23 protein-coding genes are annotated in these 23469 nt (G+C 71.7%); 17 read left to right on the forward strand and 6 right to left on the reverse strand.

The features are described from left to right. Window positions 1-10 precede the first annotated feature (10 nt). From OO54_RS09935 to hypE, 14 genes are all read left to right on the forward strand, one after another. On the forward strand, window positions 11-1093 hold the full coding sequence (locus OO54_RS09935; RefSeq protein ID WP_033202479.1) for an NADH-quinone oxidoreductase subunit B family protein: 1083 nt from the start codon (window positions 11-13) through the stop codon (window positions 1091-1093). A gap of 89 nt (window positions 1094-1182) precedes the next feature. Continuing rightward, the gene (locus OO54_RS09940) at window positions 1183-2967 is read left to right on the forward strand and encodes a nickel-dependent hydrogenase large subunit (protein WP_026057905.1); all 1785 of its coding nucleotides are present in this window, start codon (window positions 1183-1185) and stop codon (window positions 2965-2967) included. Further along, a complete protein-coding gene (locus OO54_RS09945) occupies window positions 2964-3521 on the forward strand; it encodes a hypothetical protein (protein ID WP_033202480.1) in 558 nt (185 codons plus the stop codon). Before OO54_RS09940 ends, OO54_RS09945 begins: the two co-directional genes overlap by 4 nt. Further along, window positions 3518-4177 carry a DUF5947 family protein gene (locus tag OO54_RS09950; protein WP_078905125.1) on the forward strand — a complete coding sequence of 220 codons (660 nt, stop codon included), beginning with the start codon at window positions 3518-3520 and terminating at the stop codon, window positions 4175-4177. The genes OO54_RS09945 and OO54_RS09950 overlap by 4 nt, the downstream gene beginning before the upstream one ends. Beyond that, a complete protein-coding gene (locus OO54_RS09955) occupies window positions 4174-4812 on the forward strand; it encodes a DUF6084 family protein (RefSeq protein ID WP_033202481.1) in 639 nt (212 codons plus the stop codon). The genes OO54_RS09950 and OO54_RS09955 overlap by 4 nt, the downstream gene beginning before the upstream one ends. Next, window positions 4809-6206 carry a hypothetical protein gene (locus OO54_RS09960; protein ID WP_033202482.1) on the forward strand — a complete coding sequence of 466 codons (1398 nt, stop codon included), beginning with the start codon at window positions 4809-4811 and terminating at the stop codon, window positions 6204-6206. Before OO54_RS09955 ends, OO54_RS09960 begins: the two co-directional genes overlap by 4 nt. After that, on the forward strand, window positions 6203-6733 hold the full coding sequence (locus OO54_RS09965; protein ID WP_200146761.1) for a hydrogenase maturation protease: 531 nt from the start codon (window positions 6203-6205) through the stop codon (window positions 6731-6733). Before OO54_RS09960 ends, OO54_RS09965 begins: the two co-directional genes overlap by 4 nt. Then, window positions 6730-6870, forward strand: coding sequence for a DUF6893 family small protein (locus OO54_RS45780; protein ID WP_017237509.1), 141 nt, complete (start codon window positions 6730-6732; stop codon window positions 6868-6870). Before OO54_RS09965 ends, OO54_RS45780 begins: the two co-directional genes overlap by 4 nt. A 135-nt stretch (window positions 6871-7005) precedes the next feature. Next, complete coding sequence (locus tag OO54_RS09970; protein WP_033202483.1) at window positions 7006-7431, forward strand: hydrogenase maturation nickel metallochaperone HypA/HybF; 426 nt, start codon at window positions 7006-7008, stop codon at window positions 7429-7431. Window positions 7432-7433: 2 nt separating this feature from the next. Continuing rightward, window positions 7434-8129: a hydrogenase nickel incorporation protein HypB gene (gene hypB / locus OO54_RS09975; protein ID WP_033202484.1), complete on the forward strand. Its 696-nt coding sequence runs from the start codon at window positions 7434-7436 to the stop codon at window positions 8127-8129. Then, window positions 8126-10579, forward strand: coding sequence for a carbamoyltransferase HypF (hypF, locus tag OO54_RS09980; RefSeq protein ID WP_033202485.1), 2454 nt, complete (start codon window positions 8126-8128; stop codon window positions 10577-10579). Before hypB ends, hypF begins: the two co-directional genes overlap by 4 nt. 12 nt (window positions 10580-10591) lie before the next feature. Beyond that, window positions 10592-10909: a HypC/HybG/HupF family hydrogenase formation chaperone gene (locus tag OO54_RS09985; protein ID WP_078905126.1), complete on the forward strand. Its 318-nt coding sequence runs from the start codon at window positions 10592-10594 to the stop codon at window positions 10907-10909. Then, the gene (gene hypD, locus OO54_RS09990) at window positions 10906-12090 is read left to right on the forward strand and encodes a hydrogenase formation protein HypD (protein WP_033202487.1); all 1185 of its coding nucleotides are present in this window, start codon (window positions 10906-10908) and stop codon (window positions 12088-12090) included. The genes OO54_RS09985 and hypD overlap by 4 nt, the downstream gene beginning before the upstream one ends. A 64-nt stretch (window positions 12091-12154) precedes the next feature. Further along, window positions 12155-13195 (forward strand): hydrogenase expression/formation protein HypE, encoded by a 1041-nt coding sequence (hypE, locus tag OO54_RS09995; protein ID WP_051786840.1) that lies wholly within the window; start codon window positions 12155-12157, stop codon window positions 13193-13195. A gap of 2 nt (window positions 13196-13197) precedes the next feature. On the opposite strand, the gene OO54_RS43420 is transcribed toward hypE, so the two are convergent. Together OO54_RS43420 and OO54_RS10000 are read right to left on the reverse strand one after the other, a co-directional pair. Next, entirely contained in the window at window positions 13198-13428 is a 231-nt protein-coding gene (locus tag OO54_RS43420) for a hypothetical protein (protein ID WP_037967665.1), read from the reverse strand. Continuing rightward, window positions 13412-13669: a DUF6400 family protein gene (locus OO54_RS10000; protein ID WP_017237502.1), complete on the reverse strand. Its 258-nt coding sequence runs from the start codon at window positions 13667-13669 to the stop codon at window positions 13412-13414. The genes OO54_RS43420 and OO54_RS10000 overlap by 17 nt, the downstream gene beginning before the upstream one ends. 273 nt (window positions 13670-13942) lie before the next feature. Here OO54_RS10000 and OO54_RS10005 point away from each other — a divergent pair, with 273 nt between their 5' ends. Then, the gene (locus tag OO54_RS10005) at window positions 13943-14275 is read left to right on the forward strand and encodes a GYD domain-containing protein (RefSeq protein WP_033202489.1); all 333 of its coding nucleotides are present in this window, start codon (window positions 13943-13945) and stop codon (window positions 14273-14275) included. A gap of 174 nt (window positions 14276-14449) precedes the next feature. Here OO54_RS10005 and OO54_RS10010 read toward each other — a convergent pair whose 3' ends face one another. Further along, window positions 14450-15817, reverse strand: coding sequence for a pyridoxal phosphate-dependent decarboxylase family protein (locus OO54_RS10010; RefSeq protein WP_033202490.1), 1368 nt, complete (start codon window positions 15815-15817; stop codon window positions 14450-14452). A gap of 352 nt (window positions 15818-16169) precedes the next feature. Here OO54_RS10010 and OO54_RS10015 point away from each other — a divergent pair, with 352 nt between their 5' ends. Next, entirely contained in the window at window positions 16170-18566 is a 2397-nt protein-coding gene (locus OO54_RS10015; RefSeq protein ID WP_200146760.1) for a SpoIIE family protein phosphatase, read from the forward strand. A gap of 51 nt (window positions 18567-18617) precedes the next feature. On the opposite strand, the gene OO54_RS10020 is transcribed toward OO54_RS10015, so the two are convergent. The 3 genes from OO54_RS10020 to OO54_RS10030 form a co-directional block, all read right to left on the reverse strand. After that, entirely contained in the window at window positions 18618-19709 is a 1092-nt protein-coding gene (locus OO54_RS10020) for a PP2C family protein-serine/threonine phosphatase (protein ID WP_051786823.1), read from the reverse strand. 370 nt (window positions 19710-20079) lie between these two features. Continuing rightward, window positions 20080-20442 (reverse strand): hypothetical protein, encoded by a 363-nt coding sequence (locus OO54_RS10025; protein ID WP_033202492.1) that lies wholly within the window; start codon window positions 20440-20442, stop codon window positions 20080-20082. Window positions 20443-20654: 212 nt separating this feature from the next. Next, window positions 20655-22199 (reverse strand): MFS transporter, encoded by a 1545-nt coding sequence (locus OO54_RS10030; RefSeq protein WP_033202493.1) that lies wholly within the window; start codon window positions 22197-22199, stop codon window positions 20655-20657. 187 nt (window positions 22200-22386) lie between these two features. On the opposite strand from OO54_RS10030, the gene OO54_RS10035 reads away from it, so the two are divergent. After that, window positions 22387-23451, forward strand: a complete 1065-nt coding sequence (locus OO54_RS10035) for a right-handed parallel beta-helix repeat-containing protein (RefSeq protein ID WP_033202494.1) — start codon at window positions 22387-22389, stop codon at window positions 23449-23451. Window positions 23452-23469: the final 18 nt, after the last annotated feature.

Consider the following 23469-nt stretch of genomic DNA (forward strand, 5'->3'; position numbering starts at 1 on the left):
GAGGCGACCCATGAGCGCAGTAAAGCCGGCCCCGGTCGAGGACCAGGGTGCCGCACCCGGCAGCGAAGAGAAGCCGATCCACATCCTCTGGATCAACGCGGGTCTGAGCTGCGACGGCGACTCGGTGGCCCTGACCGCCGCCATGCAGCCCAGCATCGAGGAGATCGCCCTCGCGGGGCTGCCAGGGCTGCCCAGGATCGCGGTCCACTGGCCACTGATCGACTTCGAGTGCGGTCCGGTGGGCGGCGCCGACACGTTCATCGAGTGGTTCTTCAAGGGGGAGCGGGGCGAGATCGACCCGTTCGTGCTGGTCGTCGAGGGATCGATCCCGAACGAGGCCATCAAGCAGGAGGGCTACTGGAGCGGCTTCGGCGACGACCCGGAGACCGGTCAGCCCATCACCACCAGCGAGTGGATCGACCGGCTGGCACCCAAGGCCCTCGCGGTGGTCGCGATCGGCACCTGCGCCACGTACGGCGGCATCCACGCCATGGCGGGGAACCCGACCGGCGCGATGGGCCTCCCGGACTATCTCGGCTGGGACTGGAAGTCGCACGCCGGCATCCCCATCGTGTGCGTCCCCGGCTGCCCCATCCAGCCGGACAACTTCGCGGAGACGCTGACCTACCTGCTCTATCAGGCGGTCGGCTCCGCGCCCATGATCCCGCTGGACGACAAGCTCCGTCCGAACTGGCTGTTCGGGGCGACCGTGCACGAGGGCTGCGACCGGGCCGGCTACTACGAGCAGGGTCAGTTCGCCTCGACGTACGACTCGCCCAAGTGCCTGGTCAAGCTCGGTTGCTGGGGCCCCGTCGTCAAGTGCAACGTCCCCAAGCGCGGCTGGATGAACGGCGTCGGCGGCTGTCCGAACGTCGGCGGCATCTGCATCGCGTGCACGATGCCCGGATTCCCGGACAAGTTCATGCCGTTCATGGACGAACCTCCCGGCAGCAAGGTCTCCAGCACCGCCAGCGGCGTGTACGGCTCCGTCATCCGCCGCCTGCGGACCATCACGGCCAAGACCGTGGACAAGGAGCCGAAGTGGCGGCACACCGGCGAGCGCATCACCACCGGCTACCCGCCGCCCTGGTGACGTGACGCCGTCACGCCACCCCGCAGGACCCCCCCATCCATCCCACTGTTCGTTCAGTCGAAGAGTTGACGAAGGGCATCACAGCGACCATGGCATCTCCGGCGAAGACGACGGGTGACGGCTCCGGCCTTGTGGAGATGGCCTGGGACCCCATCACCCGGATCGTGGGCAGCCTCGGCATCCACACGAAGATCGATTTCAAGCAGAAGCGCGTCGCGGAGTGCTACAGCACGTCCTCCGTCTTCCGCGGCTACAGCGTCTTCATGCGGGGCAAGGACCCCCGCGACGCGCACTTCATCACCAGCCGCATCTGCGGCATCTGCGGTGACAACCACGCGACCTGCTCCGTGTACGCGCAGAACATGGCGTACGGCGTGAAGCCGCCGCACCTCGGTGAGTGGATCATCAACCTCGGCGAGTCCGCGGAGTACATGTTCGACCACAACATCTTCCAGGAGAACCTGGTCGGGGTCGACTACTGCGAGAAGATGGTCCGCGAGACCAACCCCGGAGTCCTGGAGCTGGCCGAGCGCACCGAGGCGCCGCACGCCGCCGAGCACGGCTACCGCACGATCGCGGACATCATGCGCTCCCTCAACCCCCTCGAAGGCGAGTTCTACCGCGAGGCGCTCCAGGTCAGCCGCTACACCCGGGAGATGTTCTGTCTCATGGAGGGGCGGCACGTCCACCCCTCCACCCTCTACCCCGGCGGCGTCGGCACGGTCGCGTCCGTGCAGCTGTTCACCGACTACATGAGCCGCCTCATGCGCTACGTGGAGTTCATGAAGCGGGTCGTCCCGCTCCACGACGACCTCTTCGACTTCTTCTACGAGGCGCTGCCCGGTTACGAGGAGGTCGGCCGCCGCCGCGTGCTGCTCGGCTGCTGGGGCGCGCTCAACGACCCCGAGCACTGCGACTTCACCTACGCCAACATGACCGACTGGGGCCGGCGGATGTTCGTCACCCCCGGTGTCGTCGTCGACGGCAAGCTGGTGACCAACGACCTCACCGAGATCAACCTCGGCATCCGCATCCTGCTCGGCAGCTCGTACTACGAGGACTGGCAGGGCCAGGAGCAGTTCGTCACCCACGATCCGCTCGGCAACCCGGTCGACCCGCGCCACCCGTGGAACCAGCACACCATCCCGGCCCCGCAGAAGCGGAACTTCGACGACAAGTACAGCTGGGTCATGTCCCCGCGCTGGTTCGACGGCAAGGACCACCTGGCACTCGACACCGGTGGCGGACCCATCGCGCGCCTGTGGTCCACCGCGCTCTCCGGCCTCGTCGACATCGGCTACATCAAGGCCACCGGGCACAGCGTCGTCATCAACCTCCCCCGGACGATGACCAAGCCGGAGACCACCTTCGAGTGGAAGATCCCGAAGTGGAGCAACGCCCTGGAGCGCAACCGCGCCCGGACCTACTTCCAGGCGTACGCGGCCGCCGTCGCCCTGCACTGCGCCGAGAAGGGCCTGGAGGAGGTCCGCGCCGGACGCACGCAGACGTGGGAGAAGTTCGAGGTGCCGGACGAGTCCATCGGTGTCGGCTTCACCGAGGCCGTACGGGGCGTCCTCTCGCACCACATGGTCATCAGGGACGGCAAGATCGCCAACTACCACCCCTATCCGCCGACGCCGTGGAACGCCTCCACGCGCGACACGTTCGGGACCCCCGGTCCGTACGAGGACGCGGTGCAGAACACCCCGATCTTCGAGGAGAACACGCCCGAGAACTTCAAGGGCATCGACATCATGCGCGCCGTGCGCAGCTTCGACCCCTGCCTGCCGTGCGGCGTCCACATGTACACGGGCAACGGCAGGACCGTGAAGCAGATGCACGTGCCCACCGGCCTGAGCGGTCTCGCCGGATGAGCGCGACCACCGCCGAACAGGCGGGCCGGCGGGTCGAGGAGGTCCTGGACCGGCTGGCCGGGAACGGCGACGCCGAGGCCTGCGCTGCCGCCGAGGAAGTCGTACGCGTCCTCATGGAGTTCTACGGCAGCGGCATCGCCCGCGTCGTCGAGCTCCTCGGGCGCCCCGCCGCCCGTCCGCCCGCCGACCCGCTGGGCCCGCTGCTCGCGGACGAACTCGTCGCGAGCCTCCTCAACCTGCACGGACTGCACCCCGAGGACGCGCCGACCCGTATCGACCGCGCCCTGTCCGCCCTGCCGCAGCCCGTGGAGAACGCCGGATTCGACCCGGCGACGGGCGTGCTGCGGCTCCGGGTCACCGCCTCGACCGGCTGCGGCTGCTCCGGCACCCAGGAGTCCCTCCGGCAGGCGGCCGTGGACGCCCTCGCCTGCTTCGCCCCCGAGGTCACCGGCGTGGAGCTGGAGACCGGAGCCCCGCGCGAACCGGCGCTGCTCCAGATCGGCACCCGTCCGTCCCTCGCGGGCGCGGACGGCCGCTCACCGGCCGCCCGGTGAACGGGCCGCCGAACAGCGCCGTGCGGCCCCCGGCGCCCACCGGCCTGCGCCGGTTCACCACCCCCCGCCCGCCCCGCGAGGAGCGCTGCGAACTGTGCGGGGCCCCGCTGGCGGCCGAGGAGCGTCACCCGCATCTCGTCGACACGGACAAGCGGGCCCTGGTCTGCGCCTGCGGACCGTGCGCGCAGCTCATGGACCGCTCCGCCGCCTCACCGGGGCGGTTCCGGGCCGTCCCCGGCCGCTTCCTCAGTGACCCGGGCCACCGGATCGACGACCGGGCCTGGGAGGCGCTGCGGATCCCGGTCTCGGTCGCGTTCTTCTTCCGCAACTCCGCCCTCGACCGGCCGGTGGCGCTCTACCCGAGCCCCGCCGGCGCCACCGAGAGCGAGCTGGAGGAGGACGCCTGGCGGTCCGTCCTCGACGCCACCCGGCTCGCCGCCCACCTCGAACCCGACGTCGAGGCCCTGCTGCTGCGCCGCCACGAGGGCCGCACCGAGTGCTTCCTCGTGCCGATCGACCTCTGCTACGAACTGGTGGGCCGCATGCGACTGCACTGGCAGGGCTTCGACGGCGGCGCGGAGGCGCGGGCCGACCTCGACGCCCTCTTCACCCACGTACGCGGCCTGGCACGCGAGCCGCAGGGGAGCCGGCCGTGACCGAGTTCTCCTTCAGCTGCACCGACGTCCGCGCCGACGCCTACGCGGCCGGACCCACGCTCGTGTTCCGGCTGCGGATCACCGCCACCGGCGGCACCCGGGTCCACGCCATGGCCCTGCGCTGCCAGATCCGTATCGAACCCGCCCGGCGCGGCTACGACGACCACGAGGCCGCCGCCCTGGGCGATCTCTTCGGCGAGCGCTCTCGGTGGGGCAGCAGCCTCAACCCGGTCCAGTTCGCCCAGGCCTCCGTCATGGTGCCCGGCTTCACCGGCGAGATCGAGACCGACCTCGTCGTGCCGTGCACCTACGACACCGACATCGCCGCGTCCCGCTACTTCCGGGCGCTCTCCGACGGCGACGTCCCGCTGCTCCTGCTCTTCTCCGGCACCGCCTTCACCGGCGCCGGCGGCTTCCACGTCGAGCCCGTTCCCTGGGACAAGGAGGTCTCCCACCGCATGCCCGTGAAGGTATGGCGCGAGATGATCGACCAGCACTTCCCCGGCTGCGGATGGATCCGGCTCCCGGGCGACGCGATGGACGCCCTGCTCGCCTATCGCTCGCGCCGGGCCCTCCCGTCGTGGGAGGCCACCGTCGAGTCCCTGCTCGAAGCGGCGGGGGAGAGGACACGATGACCACCCTCACCTTCACCCCCGGCACCGAGGCCCGGTTCGCCGTCGCCCGGCACGTCGCCGACGCCGTCCTCTTCGAGGGTTACGTCCTCTACCCGTACCGGGCGTCCGCCGCGAAGAACCGGCTCCGCTGGCAGTTCGGGGTCCTGGTGCCGCCGTCCTGGAGCGCCGCCGCCGAAGAGCACGACTTCCAGCTCACCGAATGCCTCATGGAGCCCAGGACCGGCGCCGAGCTCGCCGTGGAGGTCCGTTTCCTGCGCGCCCAGCGGCGTACCGTCGAGGAACTGCGCGAGGACGGGACCTTCGCTCCGACCGGTGAACTCCGGCTGGCCGACCGGGTCCTGGTGGCCTGGGACGAGGGTGTCGAGGAGCGCGTCACCCTCGTCGTCCCCGTCGCCGAACTGCGGGGTGACGGCACCGCCCTGCCCTTCACCCGTCCCGCCGCCGAGGAGACGGAGGAGGTCACCGACACCGACGGACGCGTCCTCGGCCGACTCGTACGCCGCCGCGAGGAGGTCAGCGGCACCCTGCGGATCTCGGCGGACGAACTCGACGGCCCGTACCGCGTCGAGCGCCTCTCGGTCACGGTGGAGAACACCAGCGACTGGGCCGCCGAGCGCGGCACCGACCGCCACGCGGCACTGCCGTACTCCCTCGTCGCCACCCACACGCTGCTCCGTATCGACGGCGGCTCGTTCCTGTCGATGACCGACCCGCCGGAATGGGCCAAGGGCGCCGTCGCCGCCTGCCGCAACCTGCACACCTGGCCCGTCCTGGCCGGCGAACCCGGCCGCGACGACCTGATGCTCTCCTCGCCGATCATCCTGGAGGACCACCCGGCCATCGCTCCCGAGAGCCCCGGCGCCCTCTACGACGCGACCGAGATCGACGAGATCCTCGCCCTGCGCACGGCGGCCCTCACCGACGAGGAGAAGCGCGAGGCCAGAGGGACCGACGCCCGCGCGGCGGCGGTGATCGAGCTGGCGGACACCATGCCGCCCGAGGTCCTCGAGCGTCTGCACGGAGCGGTACGGAGCCTCCAGAGCGTCACCGGCCCCCCGAAGCCGGGCGGAGACATCCTCGAACCGGAGACGCCCTGGTGGGACCCGGGCGGCGACACCGGTGTCGATCCGGGCAGCGACCACGTCCTCGTCGACGGACGCGCGGTCCGCGCGGGCAGCAGGGTCGTCCTGCGCCCCCGGCTGCGCCGCACGGACGCCCAGGACCTGTTCCTCGACGGGCGCAGCGCGCTGGTCGAGGCCGTCCTCCACGACGTCGACGGCGGAGTCCACATCGCGGTGACCGTGGAGGACGACCCGGGCGCCGACATCCGCCGCGAACAGGGCCGGTTCCTCTACTTCCAGCCCGACGAGGTCGAAGCCCTGGAGGACATGTGAACGGCCCCGCACCCGTGGCCCCGGCGCCCGGCACGGCCCGCACCCTCGTGGCCGGGGTGGGCAACATCTTCCTCGGCGACGACGGCTTCGGCGTGGAGACCCTGCGGCGGCTCACCCGCGAGGAACTCCCCGCCTCCGTCGAGCTGACCGACGTCGGGGTGCGGGGCGTCCACCTCGCCTACGAACTCCTCGACGGCTGGGACACCCTCGTCCTCGTCGACGTCACCGCCCGCGGCGGCGAACCGGGGACGCTGTACCTGATCGACGCCTCCGCGGGCGGCGACCGCGCAGGCGGTACGGAGCCCGCGCCGCTCGACGGCCACCGGATGACGCCTGACGCCGTCCTCGCCCTGCTCGACACCCTGTGCGCGGGAACCGGGGCCGCGCCGCCACGGCGGATCCTCGTCGTCGGCTGCGAACCGGCCTGCCTCGACGAGGGCATCGGGCTCAGTCCGCAGGTCGCCGCGGCCGTGCCCGAGGCGGTGCGCATGGTGACCGAACTGGTCCGCCAGGAAGCCGTCGTATGAAAACCGAAACGGAGAGCACCATGCACAGGAACGTCCTCGGCGCCGCAGTCGCCGCCACCGCCGCCTTGGCCGTCGCGGCCGTCGTCGTCGGAGTCCTCCCCGACCTCCGGCGCTATCTGCGCATCAGCAGGATGTGACGCACCTGCGGATCCGGTGGCGGCGGCTGCACCGAACGGACGACACCGCCGTCCGGTCCCGGCGCGCCGGGGGTGCCCCCGCCGCTCCCCGTTCTCTAATGGCGCCCGAGACCCCCGCGCCCAGGACGGAGACCGATGCACGAGATGTCCCTCGCGGTCGCCGTCGTCGACCAGGTCGAGGCCGCGGCGACGTCCCGCGGGGCCGTCGGCGTCAGCAGCATCGAACTGGACGTGGGCGAGCTGGCCGGCGTCGTCGCCGACGCCCTCGCCTTCTGCTTCGAACTCGCCTGCGCCGGAACCGTCGTCGAGGGCGCCGAGCTGATCACCCGTACCGTCCCGGGCACCGCGCGCTGCGCACCGTGCGCCGAGGACTGGGCGGTCGGCATGCCGCCCCGGCTGCTCTGTCCCGGCTGCGGCGGCGCCGCCGACGAACTGGTCTCCGGCCGTGAACTCCGTATCCGGGAGGTCCGCTGGGCCGACCCCGAGGTCCGGGAGGGCCGCCGGGCCGACCCCGAGGCGCCGCGCGAAGAACATCGCCACCCGATCACCGAGGAGAGCTGAGCATGTGCCGAGCCGTCGATCTCCAGCGCGCCGTTCTCGCCAAGAACGAGGCCGCGGCACAGATCCTGCGTACCGAACTGAGTGCCCGCGGCACCACCGTGGTCAACCTGCTCTCCAGCCCCGGCAGCGGGAAGACCGCCCTGCTGGAGCGCGAACTGCGTCTCGCCGGCGAACGGGGCGTCAGCGCCGCCGCGCTCACCGCCGACCTCGCCACCGAGAACGACGCCCGCCGCCTGGCCCGCTCGGGCGTCCCCGTCAAGCAAGTGCTCACGGACGGCCTGTGCCATCTGGAGGCCGACATGGTCGCCCGGCACCTCCACGACTGGCTGCCCGAGTCCACCCGGCTGCTCTTCGTCGAGAACGTCGGCAACCTCGTCTGCCCCGCCGGCTACGACCTCGGAGAGTCGCTCCGCGTCGTCCTCGCCTCGGTCACCGAAGGGGAGGACAAGCCGCTCAAGTACCCCACCGCGTTCGGCCTCGCGCAGCTGGTGATCGTCACCAAGACCGACATGGCCGAGGCCGCGGAGTTCGACGAGGCGGCCTTCCGCGCCAACGTGCAGCAGGTCAACCCCGGTGTCGAGGTCGTCCTCAGCTCGGTGCGCGACGGCAAGGGAGCCGGCGCGCTCCTCGACCGGGCCCTCGCCACGGCCGAGGGGAACCGTGTCCACACCCCGGTGATGGCCCGGGCCGGCGCGTGACCACGGCGCGGCCCGGACCCGCACCCGCCACGGCCCCGCGGCGCAGCCGTGTGGTCGTCCGCGGTGTCGTGCAGGGCGTGGGCTTCCGGCCCTTCGTCTACGCCCTCGCCACCGGGCTGCGGCTGTCCGGCCACGTCACCAACACGGCGGACGGCGTCGTCGCGGAGGTCGAGGGAGCTCCCGCGGACGTCGCGTCCTTCTGCGCCCGCCTCGCGCCCGACGCCCCGCCGCTGGCCCGGGTCGAGTCGGTCGAGGCGGCCGAGGTGGCCGCGAGCGGCGGCAGCGGATTCACGATCGTGCCCTCCCGCCAGGGCGGCGCCGTCCGCACCCTCGTCCCGCCGGACACCGCCACCTGCGACGACTGCCTCGCGGAGCTCGCCGACCCGGCCGACCGGCGGTACCTGCACCCCTTCATCACGTGCACCAACTGCGGCCCCCGGTTCACGATCGTCACGGGACTGCCCTACGACCGGGCCCACACCACCATGGCCGGCTTCCCGATGTGCCCGGACTGCGCCCGGGAGTACGCGGACCCGGCCGACCGGCGCTTCCACGCGCAGCCCGTCGCCTGCCCCCGCTGCGGCCCGAGGCTACGGCTGGTCACGGCGCCAGGCGGCCCCGCCTCCCTCGGTACGGACCCGGCTCCCGAGCACGACCGGGGCGAACCCGGCCACGATCCCGGTGCCGACCCGGTCGCCGCCGCGCGCAGGATGCTCGCCTCCGGCGCGATCCTCGCCGTCAAAGGCCTCGGCGGCTACCACATGGCCTGCGACGCGACGAACCCCGACGCGGTGACCGAACTGCGCCGCCGCAAGGCGCGCGGTGACAAACCGTTCGCGATGATGGCCGCGGACCTCGCCGACATCGAGTCCCTCGCGCACCTCGGCACGCTCGAACGTGAACTCCTCACCGGCGGCGTCCGGCCCGTCGTCCTGCTGTGCCGCCGCGACGACGCCCGGCCGCGCCACGGGGCCGCGCCGGCGCGGGCGGTGGCGCCGGGCAGCCCGGACCTCGGCTTCATGCTCCCGTACACCCCGGTGCACCACCTCCTCCTCGGCCTCGGCTCGGCGGACCGGGAAGGGCCCCGCCTGCTGGTGATGACCAGCGGCAACCTCGCGGGCGAACCCATCGTCACGGACGACGCGGAGGCGCTGACCAGGCTCGCCGGTCTGGCGGACGCCTGGCTGCTGCACGACCGGCCCATCCACGTGCCCTGCGACGACTCCGTCGTCCGCGTCTGCGACGGCGAACAGCTGACGCTGCGCCGCTCCCGCGGCTATGCGCCGCTGCCGGTCGCGCTGCCCGTCGAGGTCGCCCCCGCCCTCGCGGTCGGAGGGGACCTGAAGAACACCTTCTGCCTCGGCGAAGGACGCCAGGCCTGGCTGTCCGCCCACATCGGCGACATGGACGACCTCGCCACCCAACTCGCCCTCGCCTCCGCCGAGCGGCAGCTGGAGTCCGTCACGGGCGTACGGCCCGGACTGCTCGCCGCCGACCGCCATCCCGCCTACCGGTCCACCCGCTGGGCCCGTGAACACGCGGCGGGACGGCCCGTCGTCCCCGTGCAACACCACCACGCGCACGTCGCGGCGGCGATGGCCGAGAACGGCCTCGACGGCACGGACCCCGTGATCGGCGTGGCCTTCGACGGCACCGGCTACGGTCTCGACGGCGCCGTGTGGGGAGGTGAGTTCCTGCTCGCGGACTACGCAGGGTTCGAGCGGTTCGCGCACCTTGCCTACGTCCCCCTGCCGGGCGGCGACGCGGCCGTACGACGGCCCTACCGTATGGCCCTGTCCCATCTGCGGGCCGCGGGCCTCGCCGCCGACCGAGCTCTGCCCTGCACGCGAGCCTGTGAGCCCGGGGAACTGTCTGTACTGGAAAGGCAGTTGGCGCGCGAGCTGAACTGCGTGCCCACGTCCAGCATGGGGCGCCTGTTCGACGCCGTCTCCTCCCTCGCGGGGATCCGCCATCACGCGGGATACGAGGCACAGGCCGCGATCGAGCTGGAGGCCGCGGCCCTGCGCGCACCCACCGAGGCCGAGGACGGACGCTACGCCTTCCGGCTCGGCTCGGCGCGGGCCGGTGCCCCGCTCACCGCGGACCCCGCACCGCTGCTGACGGCGGTGACCGCCGACGTCCTGGCCGGGACCCCGGCAGCCGTCGTCGCGGCGCGGTTCCACCGCGCCGTGGCCCGACTGGTGCGGACGGTCTGCGCCGCCGCACGCGGCGAGACAGGCGTGGAGACCGTGGCCCTGACCGGGGGAGTGTTCGCCAACACGGTGCTCTCCTCGGCCTGCGCCGAAGGACTCCGGGAAGACGGCTTCACCGTGCTGCGCCATCGCCTGATCCCGCCGAACGACGGCGGCCTGGCTCTCGGCCAGCTCGTCGTGGCCGCCCGGAGCACGGACCGGGCGGCCCCCGGCACCCCACGACGAGAGCGACAGTGAGGAGACACACCCATGTGCCTGGCGGTACCCGGAAAAGTGCTGGACGTCGAGGACCGGGACGGCACCCGGATGGCCACGGTCGACTTCGGCGGCGTGGTCAAGGAGGTGTGCCTGGAGTACCTGCCGGACCTGAAGCCCGGTGAGTACGCCATCGTGCACGTGGGCTTCGCCCTCCAGAAGCTCGACGAGGAGTCGGCCAGGCGGACGCTGGAGCTGTTCGAGACCCTCGGCCTGCTCCAGGAGGAGTTCGGAGACCCGTGGGAGGCCGCCGAGGCCGCGGGAAGCGAGTGGCAGGCGCAGGACGGCGTCCACGGAGAGGTGCGGCCGTGAAGTACATCGACGAGTTCCAGGACCCGGCCCTGGCAGGCCGGCTGCTCGACGAGATCCGTGCGACGGTGACCCGACCCTGGGCCCTGATGGAAGTCTGCGGCGGCCAGACCCACAGCATCATCCGGCACGGCATCGACCAGCTCCTGCCTCCCGAGATCGAGCTGATCCACGGCCCGGGCTGTCCGGTCTGCGTCACGCCGCTGGAGATGATCGACAAGGCCCTGGAGATCGCTTCCCGGCCAGGGGTGATCTTCTGTTCCTTCGGCGACATGCTCCGCGTCCCCGGCACGGGCCGCGACCTGTTCCAGGTCCGCGGGCAGGGCGGCGACGTCAGGGTGGTCTACTCCCCGCTGGACGCACTGCGGATCGCCGAGCAGAACCCGGACCGGGAGGTGGTCTTCTTCGGCATCGGCTTCGAGACCACGGCGCCGCCCAACGCGATGACGGTCCATCAGGCCCGCAAGCGGAGCATCCGCAACTTCAGCCTGCTCGTGTCCCACGTCCGCGTCCCCCCGGCGATCGACGCGATCATGCGGTCCCCGGACTGCCGCGTCCAGGGGTTCCTGGCCGCCGGCCACGTCTGCAGCGTGATGGGCACGGCCGAGTACCCGGAGCTGGCCCAACGCCACCAGGTGCCGATCGTGGTCACCGGATTCGAGCCGCTGGACATCCTGGAAGGCGTACGCAGGACCGTGCTTCAGCTGGAGCGGGGCGAGCACACGGTCGAGAACGCCTACCAGCGCGCCGTGACGGCCGAGGGAAATCCGGCGGCACAGGCGATGCTGAGCGATGTCTTCGAGATCACCGACCGGGCCTGGCGCGGCATCGGCGTCATCCCGAACAGCGGCTGGCGCCTGTCCGAACGCTACCGTGACCACGACGCCGAGCACCGCTTCTCCGTCGAGGGAATCGACACCCGCGAGCCCGCCGAGTGCCGCAGCGGCGAAGTCCTCCAAGGCCTGCTGAAACCGAACGAGTGCGAGGCGTTCGGCACCACCTGCACGCCCCGCTCCCCGCTCGGCGCCACGATGGTGTCCAGCGAGGGCGCCTGCGCCGCCTACTACCTCTACCGGAGGCTCGACGCGGGAACCCCGGGACAGCGGCCTCCCGCGGCGGCCCGCGCGGCCTCCGGAACCCCGTCCCCGGTCACCGCCTCTCTGGAGGGCAGCCCCCTTGCCTGACACCGTGCCCGACACCACCGTCAGCACCACCCCGGCGGTCGACACCGCGCAGCCGGTACCCGACATGCTCGCCTGGACCTGCCCCGCGCCGCTGCGCGACCAACCCCGCATCGTCATGGGCCACGGCGGCGGAGGAGCGCTGTCCGCCGAACTGATCGAGCACGTCTTCGCGCCCGCCTACGGCGGACCGGCCCTCGCACACACCGCCGACGCGGCCGAGATCCGGATCGGCGGCGCCCGCCTGGCGTTCTCCACGGACTCCTTCGTGGTGCGCCCCCTGTTCTTCCCCGGCGGCAGCATCGGCGACCTCGCCGTCAACGGAACCGTGAACGACCTCGCCATGAGCGGCGCCCGGGCCGGCCACCTCTCCTGCGGGTTCATCCTGGAGGAAGGCGTCGAGACCGACGTGGTCGCCCGCGTCGCGCAAGCCCTCGGTGAGGCGGCGCGCGCTGCCGGCGTCCAGGTCGTCACCGGTGACACCAAGGTCGTGGAGGCCGGTCACGGCGACGGCGTCTACATCAACACCTCGGGGGTCGGGCTGATCCCCGACGGAGTCGACCTGCGTCCGCAGCGGGTGGTGCCAGGAGACGTGGTGATCGTGAGCGGCCCGATCGGAATGCACGGCGTGGCGATCATGAGCGTGCGGGAGGGCCTCGAATTCGGTGTCGAGATCAACAGCGACTGCGCGCCGCTCGGCGGCCTCGTCGAGGCGATGCTCGCCGTCACGCCGGACCTGCACGTGCTGCGCGACCCCACGCGCGGGGGCCTGGCCGCCTCGCTGAACGAGATCGCGGCGGCGTCGGGCACGGGCGTCGTCATCCAGGAGCGTGCCGTCCCGGTCCCCGAAGCCGTCGGCAACGCCTGCGCGGTGCTCGGACTCGACCCCATGTACGTGGCGAACGAGGGCAAGCTCGTGGCCTTCGTCCCGCGTGACCACGCCGACGCCGTACTGGCCGCGATGCGCGCTCACCCCATGGGCACCGCAGCAGCGGTGATCGGCGAGGCGGTCGAGACCCACCCGGGCATGGTGGTGGCTCGTACCGGACTCGGCGGCACCCGCGTCGTGGACATGCCGCTCGGAGAGCAGCTGCCGCGGATCTGCTGAGCTCAGGCCCGGCGGCCGCGTCGCTCACGGGAGGTGTCGAGGGTCCACGTGTGGGTGCAGTTCGGGCACTGCAGGTGGACCCTGAGGCCGTTGTTCCCGATCAGATAGCGCCAGTGGCTCCGGCAGTTCCGGCGCTCCAGACAGGTCGCGCAGTCACGGGCGTCGTCGCAGCCGGGGCACGCTACCCAGGCCCGCCGAGCCGGGTCGGCGTGGGGGTCAAGCGGAAGACGCACGGCCCGGCACCTCCCCGGGCAGCACACCGGCCGCGACCAGCATCGCGTGAAGCCTCTGCTGCTCCTCGTCCAAGCCCGAGTACAGCAGGGCGTGCGCCGCCTCCTCCTCACGCAGAACGGCGACGGGGTCCCAGTCGGGCCCCAGGGCGGCCACGACCTCGGCACGCCGACGTGCCTCCTCGACAGTGAGGTCGATGCTGAAGCCGACCAGTTCGGAACGAGGACCGGGGCCGTGGCTCATGGCGGTGCTTTCGGGACGAATCGAACAAGTACGCCACCACGTCTACCAGAGCGCACGGTGCCCACGGAAGCGCCCGACCTGCCTCCGGGCGGTCCCTGTGGCGCACCTCACGCCGAGGGAGCGACCCTCTGCGCACGGCCCGGTCCGCACGCTCACCGTCGATCGTGGGCTGTACCGGTCATCGTGCCCGGCCGTTCGGGGGATTCGCGGGCCGCGTCCGTCGCCTCTCCACCCCAGCGCGGGCATCCGTGGGGAAAACGAAGGAGAGACCTGATGCCGCTCTATCTGTCGAGGTTCAGCTACACGCCGGAGACGTGGGCGAGGCTGATCGGGCACCCCGAGGACCGCGCGGAGGCCGCTCGGTCGTACATCGAGTCTGTCGGGGGGAAGCTCCACGGCTTCTGGTACGCCTTCGGCACGCATGACGGCTACAACCTGTGGGAAGCTCCGGACAACGTGTCCATGGCCGCCGTCGCGCTGGCGATCAGCGGAGGCGGTGCACTCAGCTCCTTCGAGACCACCGTTCTCTTGACCGTCGAGGAGACACTGGACGCCCTCCGCAGCGCCGGACAAGTCCGCTACCGGCCTCCCGGCGCGGAGCGGTGAGCTTCCGTGGCCTCGGGATTCCTGCCATGGACTTCGTGGGCCTCGCGGCAGAAGATGTACGCCCCCACCGGTCCGATTCTCGAACACCACCCGCGGAGTGGCGGCGTCCCCCTGTGCATCCACCAGCTCGCACCACTCCTGGTGCAGGGGTGCGCGGGGGCGGTTCGACCGTCGTCAGGCCCCGGCGGCCGCGCGCCGGATCGCGTCGAGTGTGCGCGCTACGTCGTCGTCGGTGGTCGACCAGTTGCTCACCGAGATCCGCATGACGCGTCTGCCGTGCCAGGTGGAACCGCTGATCCACGCCGTGCCGTCGTCGAGGAGCCGGGAGAGTACCCGGTCGGTGCGTCCGTCGCTGCCGAACTCGGCGCAGACCTGAGTGAACGCGACCTCGTTGAGAACGGTCGCGCCGTCGATCTCGGCGATGCCGGCGGCGAACGCGGAGGCGTGGCGACACAGCCGCTCGACGAGGTCGGAGACTCCTGATCGGCCGAGGGACCTGAGGGCGGCCCACACGGTGAACGCTCTGCCACGCCGCGAGAGTTCGGGCACCTTGTCGATGGGGTCGCCTTGTTCGTGGTGGATGAGGTAGTCGCCACGCTGGCCCATCGCCGCCCGGACCGCGGACGCGTCGCGCACGATCGCGAGTCCGCAGTCGTAGGGGACGTTCAACGTCTTGTGGGCATCCGTCGCCCAGGAGTCCGCGTCCGCGCAGCCCGCCGTCAGGTGGGCGCGGCGTGGCGAGGCGGCTGCCCAAAGTCCGAACGCGCCGTCGACGTGGACCCAGGCGTCCGCCTCGCGCGCCGCACGGATGCTCGCGGCGAAGGGATCGAAGGCGCCGGAATGGATGTCGCCGGCCTGGAGGATCACGATCGTGGGGCTCTGTCCGCCTTCTGTCAGCGCCCTGCGCAGGGCCTCGGGTTCGATGCGTCCTTGACCGTCCGCCGCCACCAGGTCGGGCCGACCGAGCCCGAGGTAGCGCAAGGCCAGGTCGATGGCCATGTGCCGGGACTCGCCGGCGACGACACGCACGTGCGGACCACCCGTGAGGCCGTCGCGGGCGACGTTCCAGCCGGTGCGGCGCAGCACCGTGTCCCGCCCGGCGGCGAGGCAGGTGAAGTTCGCCATCGTCGCACCCGTGGTGAAGCCTACGGAGCTGTCCCTCGGCAGGCCGAGCAGATCGAGCAACCAGGCGCCGGCGATCTCCTCCGTCGCCGCGTACGCGGGCGAGACGGTGCGCATCACACAATTCTGGTCCCAGGCGCTGACCAGCCAGTCAGCAGCCAGCGCGGCCGGCTCGGTGCCGCCCACGACGAACCCGTAGAAGCGGCCGCTGGGGAACGCGGTGAGCCCCGGCTCACAGGCAGTGGCCAGCAGGTCGACGACGTCGGCGGGCGTGCTGGGGCCGGCAGGCAGTTCGACACCGAGCGCGCTCACGATCTCGTCGACCGAAGCGCGGGCGGGAATCCGGCGGTCGGGCAGGCTCGCCAGCCACCGGACAGCATGGTCGTACGCCTGCCGGAGCGCCGCCTCACGCGCGTCCATACCTCGGACTATGCGACCGTCGCCGACGCCCCGCAAGCCGACCGCGGTCGGGTCCCCCGCGAGATCCGGAGGGAGTGTCCGGATGCGTTCCGGCTGCCGTGTTCCGCTCGACGGGTCGACGGACTCGCCCCGGAGCCCGATGTCGTCCAGGGGATGGACGGGGCGGGGCGGGATCGGGAGGGCGAAGCCCTGCCCTCAGCGCGAGAGCGTTCGCAACGCTGCCACGCCCCGTGCCACCGGAACCCAGGAGCGAAAGCACTGCGGGACGCGCCCCCCGCCCGCGCTGTGCGGCGGCCGTCCGGACCGGACCGAGCGCACTGCGATCGCGACCGCTCGGAAGGATGATGGGACCATGGAAGGGCTACCTTTCACTCCTCCCGCCGGGGTGGACGAAGGTGGGCACCTGGGTCCGCCCCCGGCCGCTTTCGCCCTGCTCGCCGCAGACGGAGTGCTCGTCGGGTGGAGTCGTGAGGCCGAGGCCCTGCTGGGATATCCCGCTTCGGAGGTACTGGGACGCCGGGCGGCGGACCTGCTCGTGACCCCGCACGCCGATCGCGACGGATCGGAAGAGCGGCGGCCGGATCAGCGGCTGCGGTTCGGTGGGACACGCAGTGCCGTCGTGGACGTGCGCCACCGCAGCGGACACACCGTGCGCGCGGCAGTGACTCTGCGTCCCCTCACCCCCGCCCCCGACGGGGACCCCACCGGCCGGGCCCCCTCCGCCGTCCTCATGGCGGCCGAGCTGGAGGGGCTTCGCTGGTGGGAGACCCGACAGGCGATGCTGCAGGGGCTCGTGACCCAGTCGCCGGTGACACTGACCATCTACGGCCCCGGCGCGCGCCTCCTGTGGGCCAACGCGTCCAGTGTCCGGGAGCTCGGCGGCGACCTCACGGCATCGCTGGGCCGCTCCATGACCGAACTCTTTCCCGGCGATGTCCTCACCACCCAGCATCTGGCGCCGCCCGAGGACTTCGTCCAACAGATCCTCGAGACCGGTGAGCCGGTCATCGACGTGCATTTCCGGGGGCGCGCCCCGGCCGACCCACGGCGTGAGCGCGTCTGGTCCTCGTCCTACTTCCGACTGCTGGACGGCCGGGGAGAGCCGGTGGGCGTGTGCGAACAGTCCATTGACGTCACCGACCACTACCGTGCTCAGCAGCGCCTGGCGCTCCTCGCGGAGGCCGGTGCACGGATCGGGGCGACGCTCGACCCGTCCGGAACGGCAGCGGAGCTCGCCAAGATCGCCGTGCCGCAGTACGCCGACGCCGTACTGGTCGACGTGGCGGCAGAGGTGCTCGAGGGAGAGGAACCGAAGCCCGTCACGGCATGGGACCTGGTGCGCGTGGCCGATTCCGACGGAGAACCCTCCCGGGTGGGGGAGCGGGTCGCGTACGCCGCCGGATCGTCGCAGGCCGAGAGCCTGGCCGGGGGCCGTGTGACCTCGGACGCCGTGGTCGCGCCGACACGACTGTACGTCCCGCTGATCGTGCGGGGGACGCCATTGGGCCTTGTCACCTTCGTGCGGGGCGAGGACTCGGAACCCTTCGACGACGGCGATCGGGCCGTGGCGGAGGAGCTGGCGTCGCGGACCGCCGTGTGCATCGACAACGCCCGGCGGTACCGACGGGAGCGCACCGCCGCGTTCATGCTCCAGCGCAGTCTGCTGCCACGGTCGCTGCCCGAACTGAGCGCGGTCGAGGCGGCGAGCCGCTATCTGCCCGCCGACAGCCACCTCGGCGCCGGCGGCGACTGGTTCGACGTCATTCCGCTGTCCGGCGCACGTGTCGGACTCGTCGTGGGGGACGTCGTCGGCCACGGGCTGGGAGCCGCTGCCACCATGGGGCGCTTGCGCGCGATGGTGCGCACCCTGGCCGAGCTGGACCTCGCGCCCGACGAACTCCTGGCCCGGCTGAACGATCAAGTCGGCAAGGACGCGTCGGACCAGAACGTGAAGGGCTCGGACGGCAGTGGGGCAGTCGGAGCGACGTGCGTCTACGGGATCTACGATCCGGCTTCCGGGACGAGCACCTGGGCGGCCGCGGGACACCTGCCGCCGGCTGTGGTGCAGCCGCACGGCCCCGTCGGCTTCCTTGGTCTGCCACCGGGGCCTCCTCTGGGCGTGGGACGGCTTCCGTACGAGGGCGCGGAAGTGGCGCTCCCCGCGGGAAGCCTGGTCGTCCTGTTCACCGACGGCCTCGTGGAGGCCCGGGGGCAAGGCGTCGACGTGGGGCTGGGCCGCTTGGCGGCTGTACTCGAGGAGCAGCGGGGGTCGTCGTCCGACCTGTTGTGCGCCCGGATCGTCGCGGAGCTGGCGTCGGACGAAGTGCGGGACGACGCGACACTCCTTGTCGTGCGCACCCGTGCGTTGGACGCACGCCAGGTGGCGGCCTGGGAGCTGCCCTCGGACCCCGCGCTCGTCGCACGCGCCCGTGCGATGGCCGCGGAACAGCTCGGGCGGTGGGGACTGGACGATCTGGCCTTCACCACGGAACTGGTGGTCAGCGAACTGGTCACCAACGCGATCCGTCACGCCTCCGGCCCGATCGGTCTGCGCCTGATCCGGGACCGTTCTCTCATCTGCGAGGTCTCCGACTCGCAGCACACCTCACCGCATGCCCGTTACGCCGGCAACGACGAGGAGGGCGGACGCGGACTGTTCATGGTCGCCCAGCTCACCGAGCACTGGGGTACGCGTTACATGCCGACGGGCAAGACGATCTGGGCGGAACAGGCCTTGCCCGCGCCTTGACGGCCACGCGCCGCCCGCCGTGGGCGGAGGAGTTCCCGCGGGCCTGCCGACTCATGGCGCGTGCAGGCGTACGGCCAAGGCGGCGATGTCGTCGTCGAGGCTGCCTCTGCTGTGGCGGAGGAGGTCGTGGTGCAGGGCCGTGAGCAGATCACGGGGAGGTGTGGGGGGCTGTCGACGCATCCACGCCGTCAACGGGAAGAACTCGCCGTCCCGGGCGCGGGTCTCGGCGATCCCGTCCGTATAGAGGAGGAGGAGTTCGCCGGGGGAGAAGTCGAAGGCGTCCGTACGGTACTGGTCGCCGATCAATTCGGCGAGGCTGAGCAGGGGCGAGGGGACGGACGGCTCGAGAACGCGCACGCTCTTCAGGCTGTGGATCAAGGGCGGGGGATGTCCGCAGTTGACGATGGTGATGCGGCTGCCCTGATGCGGGATCTCGACGAGCAGCGCGGTGGCGAAGCGTTCCATCGGTGCCTCGGGCGGATGGGCGGCATTGTGTCGGGCACAGCTGGCGTCGAGCCTGCGGGCGACGTCGGCCATGGAGGCCTCGCCGTGTGCCGCCTCCCGGAAGGCGTTGACGATCGCCGCGGCCGCCCCCACTGCCGGCAGGCCTTTGCCCCGCACGTCGCCGATGAGCAGCCGTACCCCGTACGGAGTGTCCACCACCTCGTAGAAGTCCCCTCCGATGCGGGCCTCCGCGGCGGCCGCGAGGTACAGCGATTCGATCTCGACGTTCCGGAATCGGTGCGGCAGGGGCCGCAACACCACCTGCTGGGCCGCGTCGGCGACGAGCCGTACCTGAAAGAGCGTGCGCTCCCGTTGAAGCCGGACATGGCTTCCGTATGCGGCGGCCACGGTGACCGCGATGATCCCCCCGCACGTCCACCACGTCCCGAGATCGGGGAAGACGAGGCTGAGGCCGATCATCAGCAGGAGGCAGACGGTCCCGAGAAGGACGGTCGGGAGGACCGGCCACATGGAGGCGGCCAGAGCCGGAGCCGCGGGCAGGAGGCGGCTGAAGGCCATCTCCGGCGGAGTGGCGTAGGCCAGGCTGGCGATCACGACCGTCAGAATCACCGGCGACAGCCGCACGAGCCTGCCGTAGCCGAAGCTCCGACGGAGCCGCGGCCCTCCGGACTCGATCATGAATCCCAGCGTATCCGCGAGGCGCCCGCTCAGCGATGTGACGAGTGCGCTCCGCGTGTGACAGCGCACGCCTGCCGGCCCGCGAGGGCGCGACCGCGTGATTCGTCACCGACTCGTAGGAACAGGAAGCTCACAGACGGTGTCACCGAGTGCCAGGAGCGTCCTGTTCGCTGCGTCAGGCTCGCGGACACCCAGCGGCCTGGCTCCCAGCCCGGCCGGCAGCGATCCGGCGTACGGGTGGATGACGACCCGCTCAGGGTGCAGCACGCAGGGCTCGGCGACCGAACGGCAGGGTGCGCGCGGCAGGTGGCGTGGAGCGCGTCGGCCGGCGGGGTGGGGTGAAGCACCTGGCCGGCCGACGCGCTCGGCGTCACCGGCTGCCGGCGAGCCTCACGATGGCGCTGCGGCCCTTGTAGAACTCGTGGATCTGCACGCGCTCGCCGTAGCCGCAGGCCCGCACCTCATCCGGGTGGTTCTGCCCTTCCGGGGTGATGCGAACGACCGCGCACAGGGTGTCGCGCCGGGTGTCCTCCACCCATCCGTCGACGTAGAGCGCGGACTGACCTTCGACCTGGCGGCACGTCAGGGTCCAGTCGGCCTCCCCGGCGGGGATCTTCGGCGAGTCGCGGTGGGGGCAGGTGGCGGCGTTGGCGGGGGTGGCGGTGACCATGACCGTGGCGCAGACGAGGACGGCGGCGGCCAAGAGAGGCCGGAGGCTGGGAACCGGACGCACGGGGTGCTCCTTCCGTTGGGCTTGTGCCGACCGTAGGAGGTCCTGGGGCCGGAGTGATCACCGCCGCCACCAAGGAGTGACGCGGTCCGTCCTTGTGGGTGACCGACTCGGGACGGTGTTCACGTCACGCGGGGGAACTCGAGCTCGTCCCAGAGGTCCGCGACGTCATCCGCCACCCGGGGTGCGACGTCTCACGCCATGGGTGCCCGGCGTTACAGGGCGGCGTCCGCTCGCGTCTCCTGCCCGCCGGGGATCGTGTCCGCTTCCGGCTGGTGGCCGGCGCCGGCCGTGGGGACGCGTACCGTCGCGACGACGATCAGTGAGGCAGCCGCCCCCAGCGCCGCCGCCACGACCAGCACCGCGTTCAGGCCGGACGCGAACGCCTCGCGCACCAGGTGGGCCATCTCGGCGCGCTCGTCCTCCGGCCAGCCGGCGACGAACGACCGGGCGTGTCCGCCGCTGAGAACGACGGCCGCCTCGTGCGGGTCGGGGATGCCGCCGTCGGTCTTCAGCACACCCTCGATCCGCGACTGGAAGATGACGCCGAACACGGCGATGCCCAAGGCGAAGCCCAACTGGCGGAAGGTGTTGACCGCACCGCCCACCATGCCTCCGCGCTCCGGCGGCACCGTGGCCAGGGCAGCCGCCGACAGGCTGGGTGTCACGAGTCCGACGCCCAGACCGGCGACGACGAGTCCCGCCACGAGGCTGCTGCCCGAGGAACCCGCGTCGAGGGTGGCCTGCATGCCGGAGCCCAGGGCGATGAGTGCCAGCCCTCCTCCGATGGTCGCCCGTGGCGGCCAGGGGCCGAAGCGGCCCGCGAGCACGGACGCGAGGAACGCGGAGGCGCACATGGGCAGGATGTACAGACCCGCTTCGACGGGCTCGTACCCCAGGACGGACTGCATCCACAGGGACTCGTACAACAAGTAGGCGAACGCGGCTCCTTGCAGGAACAGGGCGCTGATCATGATGCCGGCGAACGACGGTCTGCGGAACAGGGACAGGTCGAGCACGGGGTGCTCGTGCCTCGTCTCGGCCACGACGAACAGGGCGAGGGCGACGGCCGCAGTGGTGAACAGGCCGAGGGTGAGGGGTGTCGTCCAGCCGTCGGAATGGGCGCGGATCAGCCCGAACGTGAGGGCGCCGCTCGCCACCGTGAAGGCGACCGCGCCGAGGACGTCCGCACGCTGCCGGCCCCGGCCCCTGGCCTCCCGCACGGAACGCAGGGTCATCACGACCGCGGCCAGACAGACCGGCAGGTTGACGAAGAAGATCCATCGCCAGTCCAGGTACTGGGTGAGGAGTCCGCCGACCACCGGGCCGGCCGCTGCGGCGACCGAGTTGGTGGCGCCCCACACGGCGAAGGCCACACCCCGCTCCCGGCCGCTGTAGTGCGTGCCGAGCAGGGCGATCGTCGTACCGAACATCCCGGCGGCACCGATCCCCTGCACCGCGCGGGCGCCGATCAGCACACCCGCGTTCGGGGCGACCGCACACGCCACCGACGCCGCGGTGAAGACGATCAGCCCGACCAGGTACACCTTCCTGTGGCCGATCCGGTCGGCGCGGGAACCGACACCGAGCAGCAGCGACGCCAGCGCCAGCGCGTACGTGTCGACCACCCACTCCAGCTCGGAGAGCGTGGTGCCGAGGTCCGTCGCCATGGCGGGCAGCGCCACCGTCACGATCGTGACGTCCAGCAGGAGCATGAACGTGCCCAGACAGATCGCGGCCAAGGGCCACCACTTGCGCATCCGAACCCCTTCGCTGCCCGCCGCACCGAAGACGTGCCCCCGGCGGCCCCCCATGATCCACGGAGGAGCGGCGATTCCCGTGAGGACCCGCCCGCCACGCCGGAGCGTGGACCGCAGGGAGGTATGCCTAGGTCCGCCTGGGGGATCACCGGTGGCAGGCCGGAATACGCGCTCTTAGCTTCGGCACATGACCAAACGACAGATCGCCCTGCTGGCCTGCACCGTGGCCCTCACTGCCTCGGGGCTGGGTGCGGCCGCGCCCAGTGCCGTGAGCCGGACGGTGCACCTGGTGAAGCCCGGCGAATCGATCCAGAAGGCCGTGGACGCCGCGAAGCCGGGGGACACCATCGTCCTGGCACCCGGCACCTACCGCGAGAGCGTCCGCATCACCACCTCGGGCCTGACCCTGCTCGGCTCGGGCTCCGCTTCCACCGTCCTCGTGCCCGGCGACGCCACCGCCGCCGACGCGTGCGCCAAAGCCGGTCACGGCATCTGCGTGACCGGGACGGACAGCGACCCCGTCGAGGGCGTCACCGTGCGCTCGCTCGCGCTCAGGGGCTTCACCGCCAACGGCCTGTGGGCCTCCCGGACCGACCGGCTGACGGTCCGCAAGGTGCTCGCCGAGAAGAACGGGAAGTGGGGCATCGCCCAGGAGAGATCCACGCGTGGTGTCTTCAGCCACAACATCGCCCGGAACAACGCCGACGCCGGCCTGTTCCTGGCCAACACCACCGACACGGAGGCAGGCGCCACGGACACCGAGGGGACCCGGGTCACCCGCAACAGCCTTTCCGGCAACCGGATCGGCCTCACCGTGCGGCGCCTGCGGAACGTGACCGTCGACCACAACGAGGCGACCGGGAACTGCGCTGCGGTGTTCGTGGTGGGCGACGAGTCCAAGCCGCGTGCCGGAGCGATGACCCTGCGCCGGAACGACATCCACGCCAACAACAAGTACTGCCCGAAGACCCCCCGTCTGCCCTTCCTGCAAGGCTCCGGCATCGTCCTCACCGGCGCCGAGGAGACGGTGGTGGAGAAGAACAGGGTCGTCGGCAACGTGGGCGCCTCGCCGCTCTCGGGCGGCATCGTGCTGTTCAAGAGCTTCGTGGGCGCCCCGAACGAGCAGAACGCGATCCGCGACAACGTGGTGATGCGCAACAGCCCCGCCGATCTGGCCGACCGGGACACCGGTCAGGGAAACACCTTCACCCGCAACACCTGCACCCTCTCGGAACCCGCCGGAATGTGCTGACCCACCGGGTCCCCCCAC

This window comes from Streptomyces wedmorensis, assembly GCF_000716445.1.
Classification (GTDB): Bacteria; Actinomycetota; Actinomycetes; order Streptomycetales; family Streptomycetaceae; genus Streptomyces; species Streptomyces wedmorensis.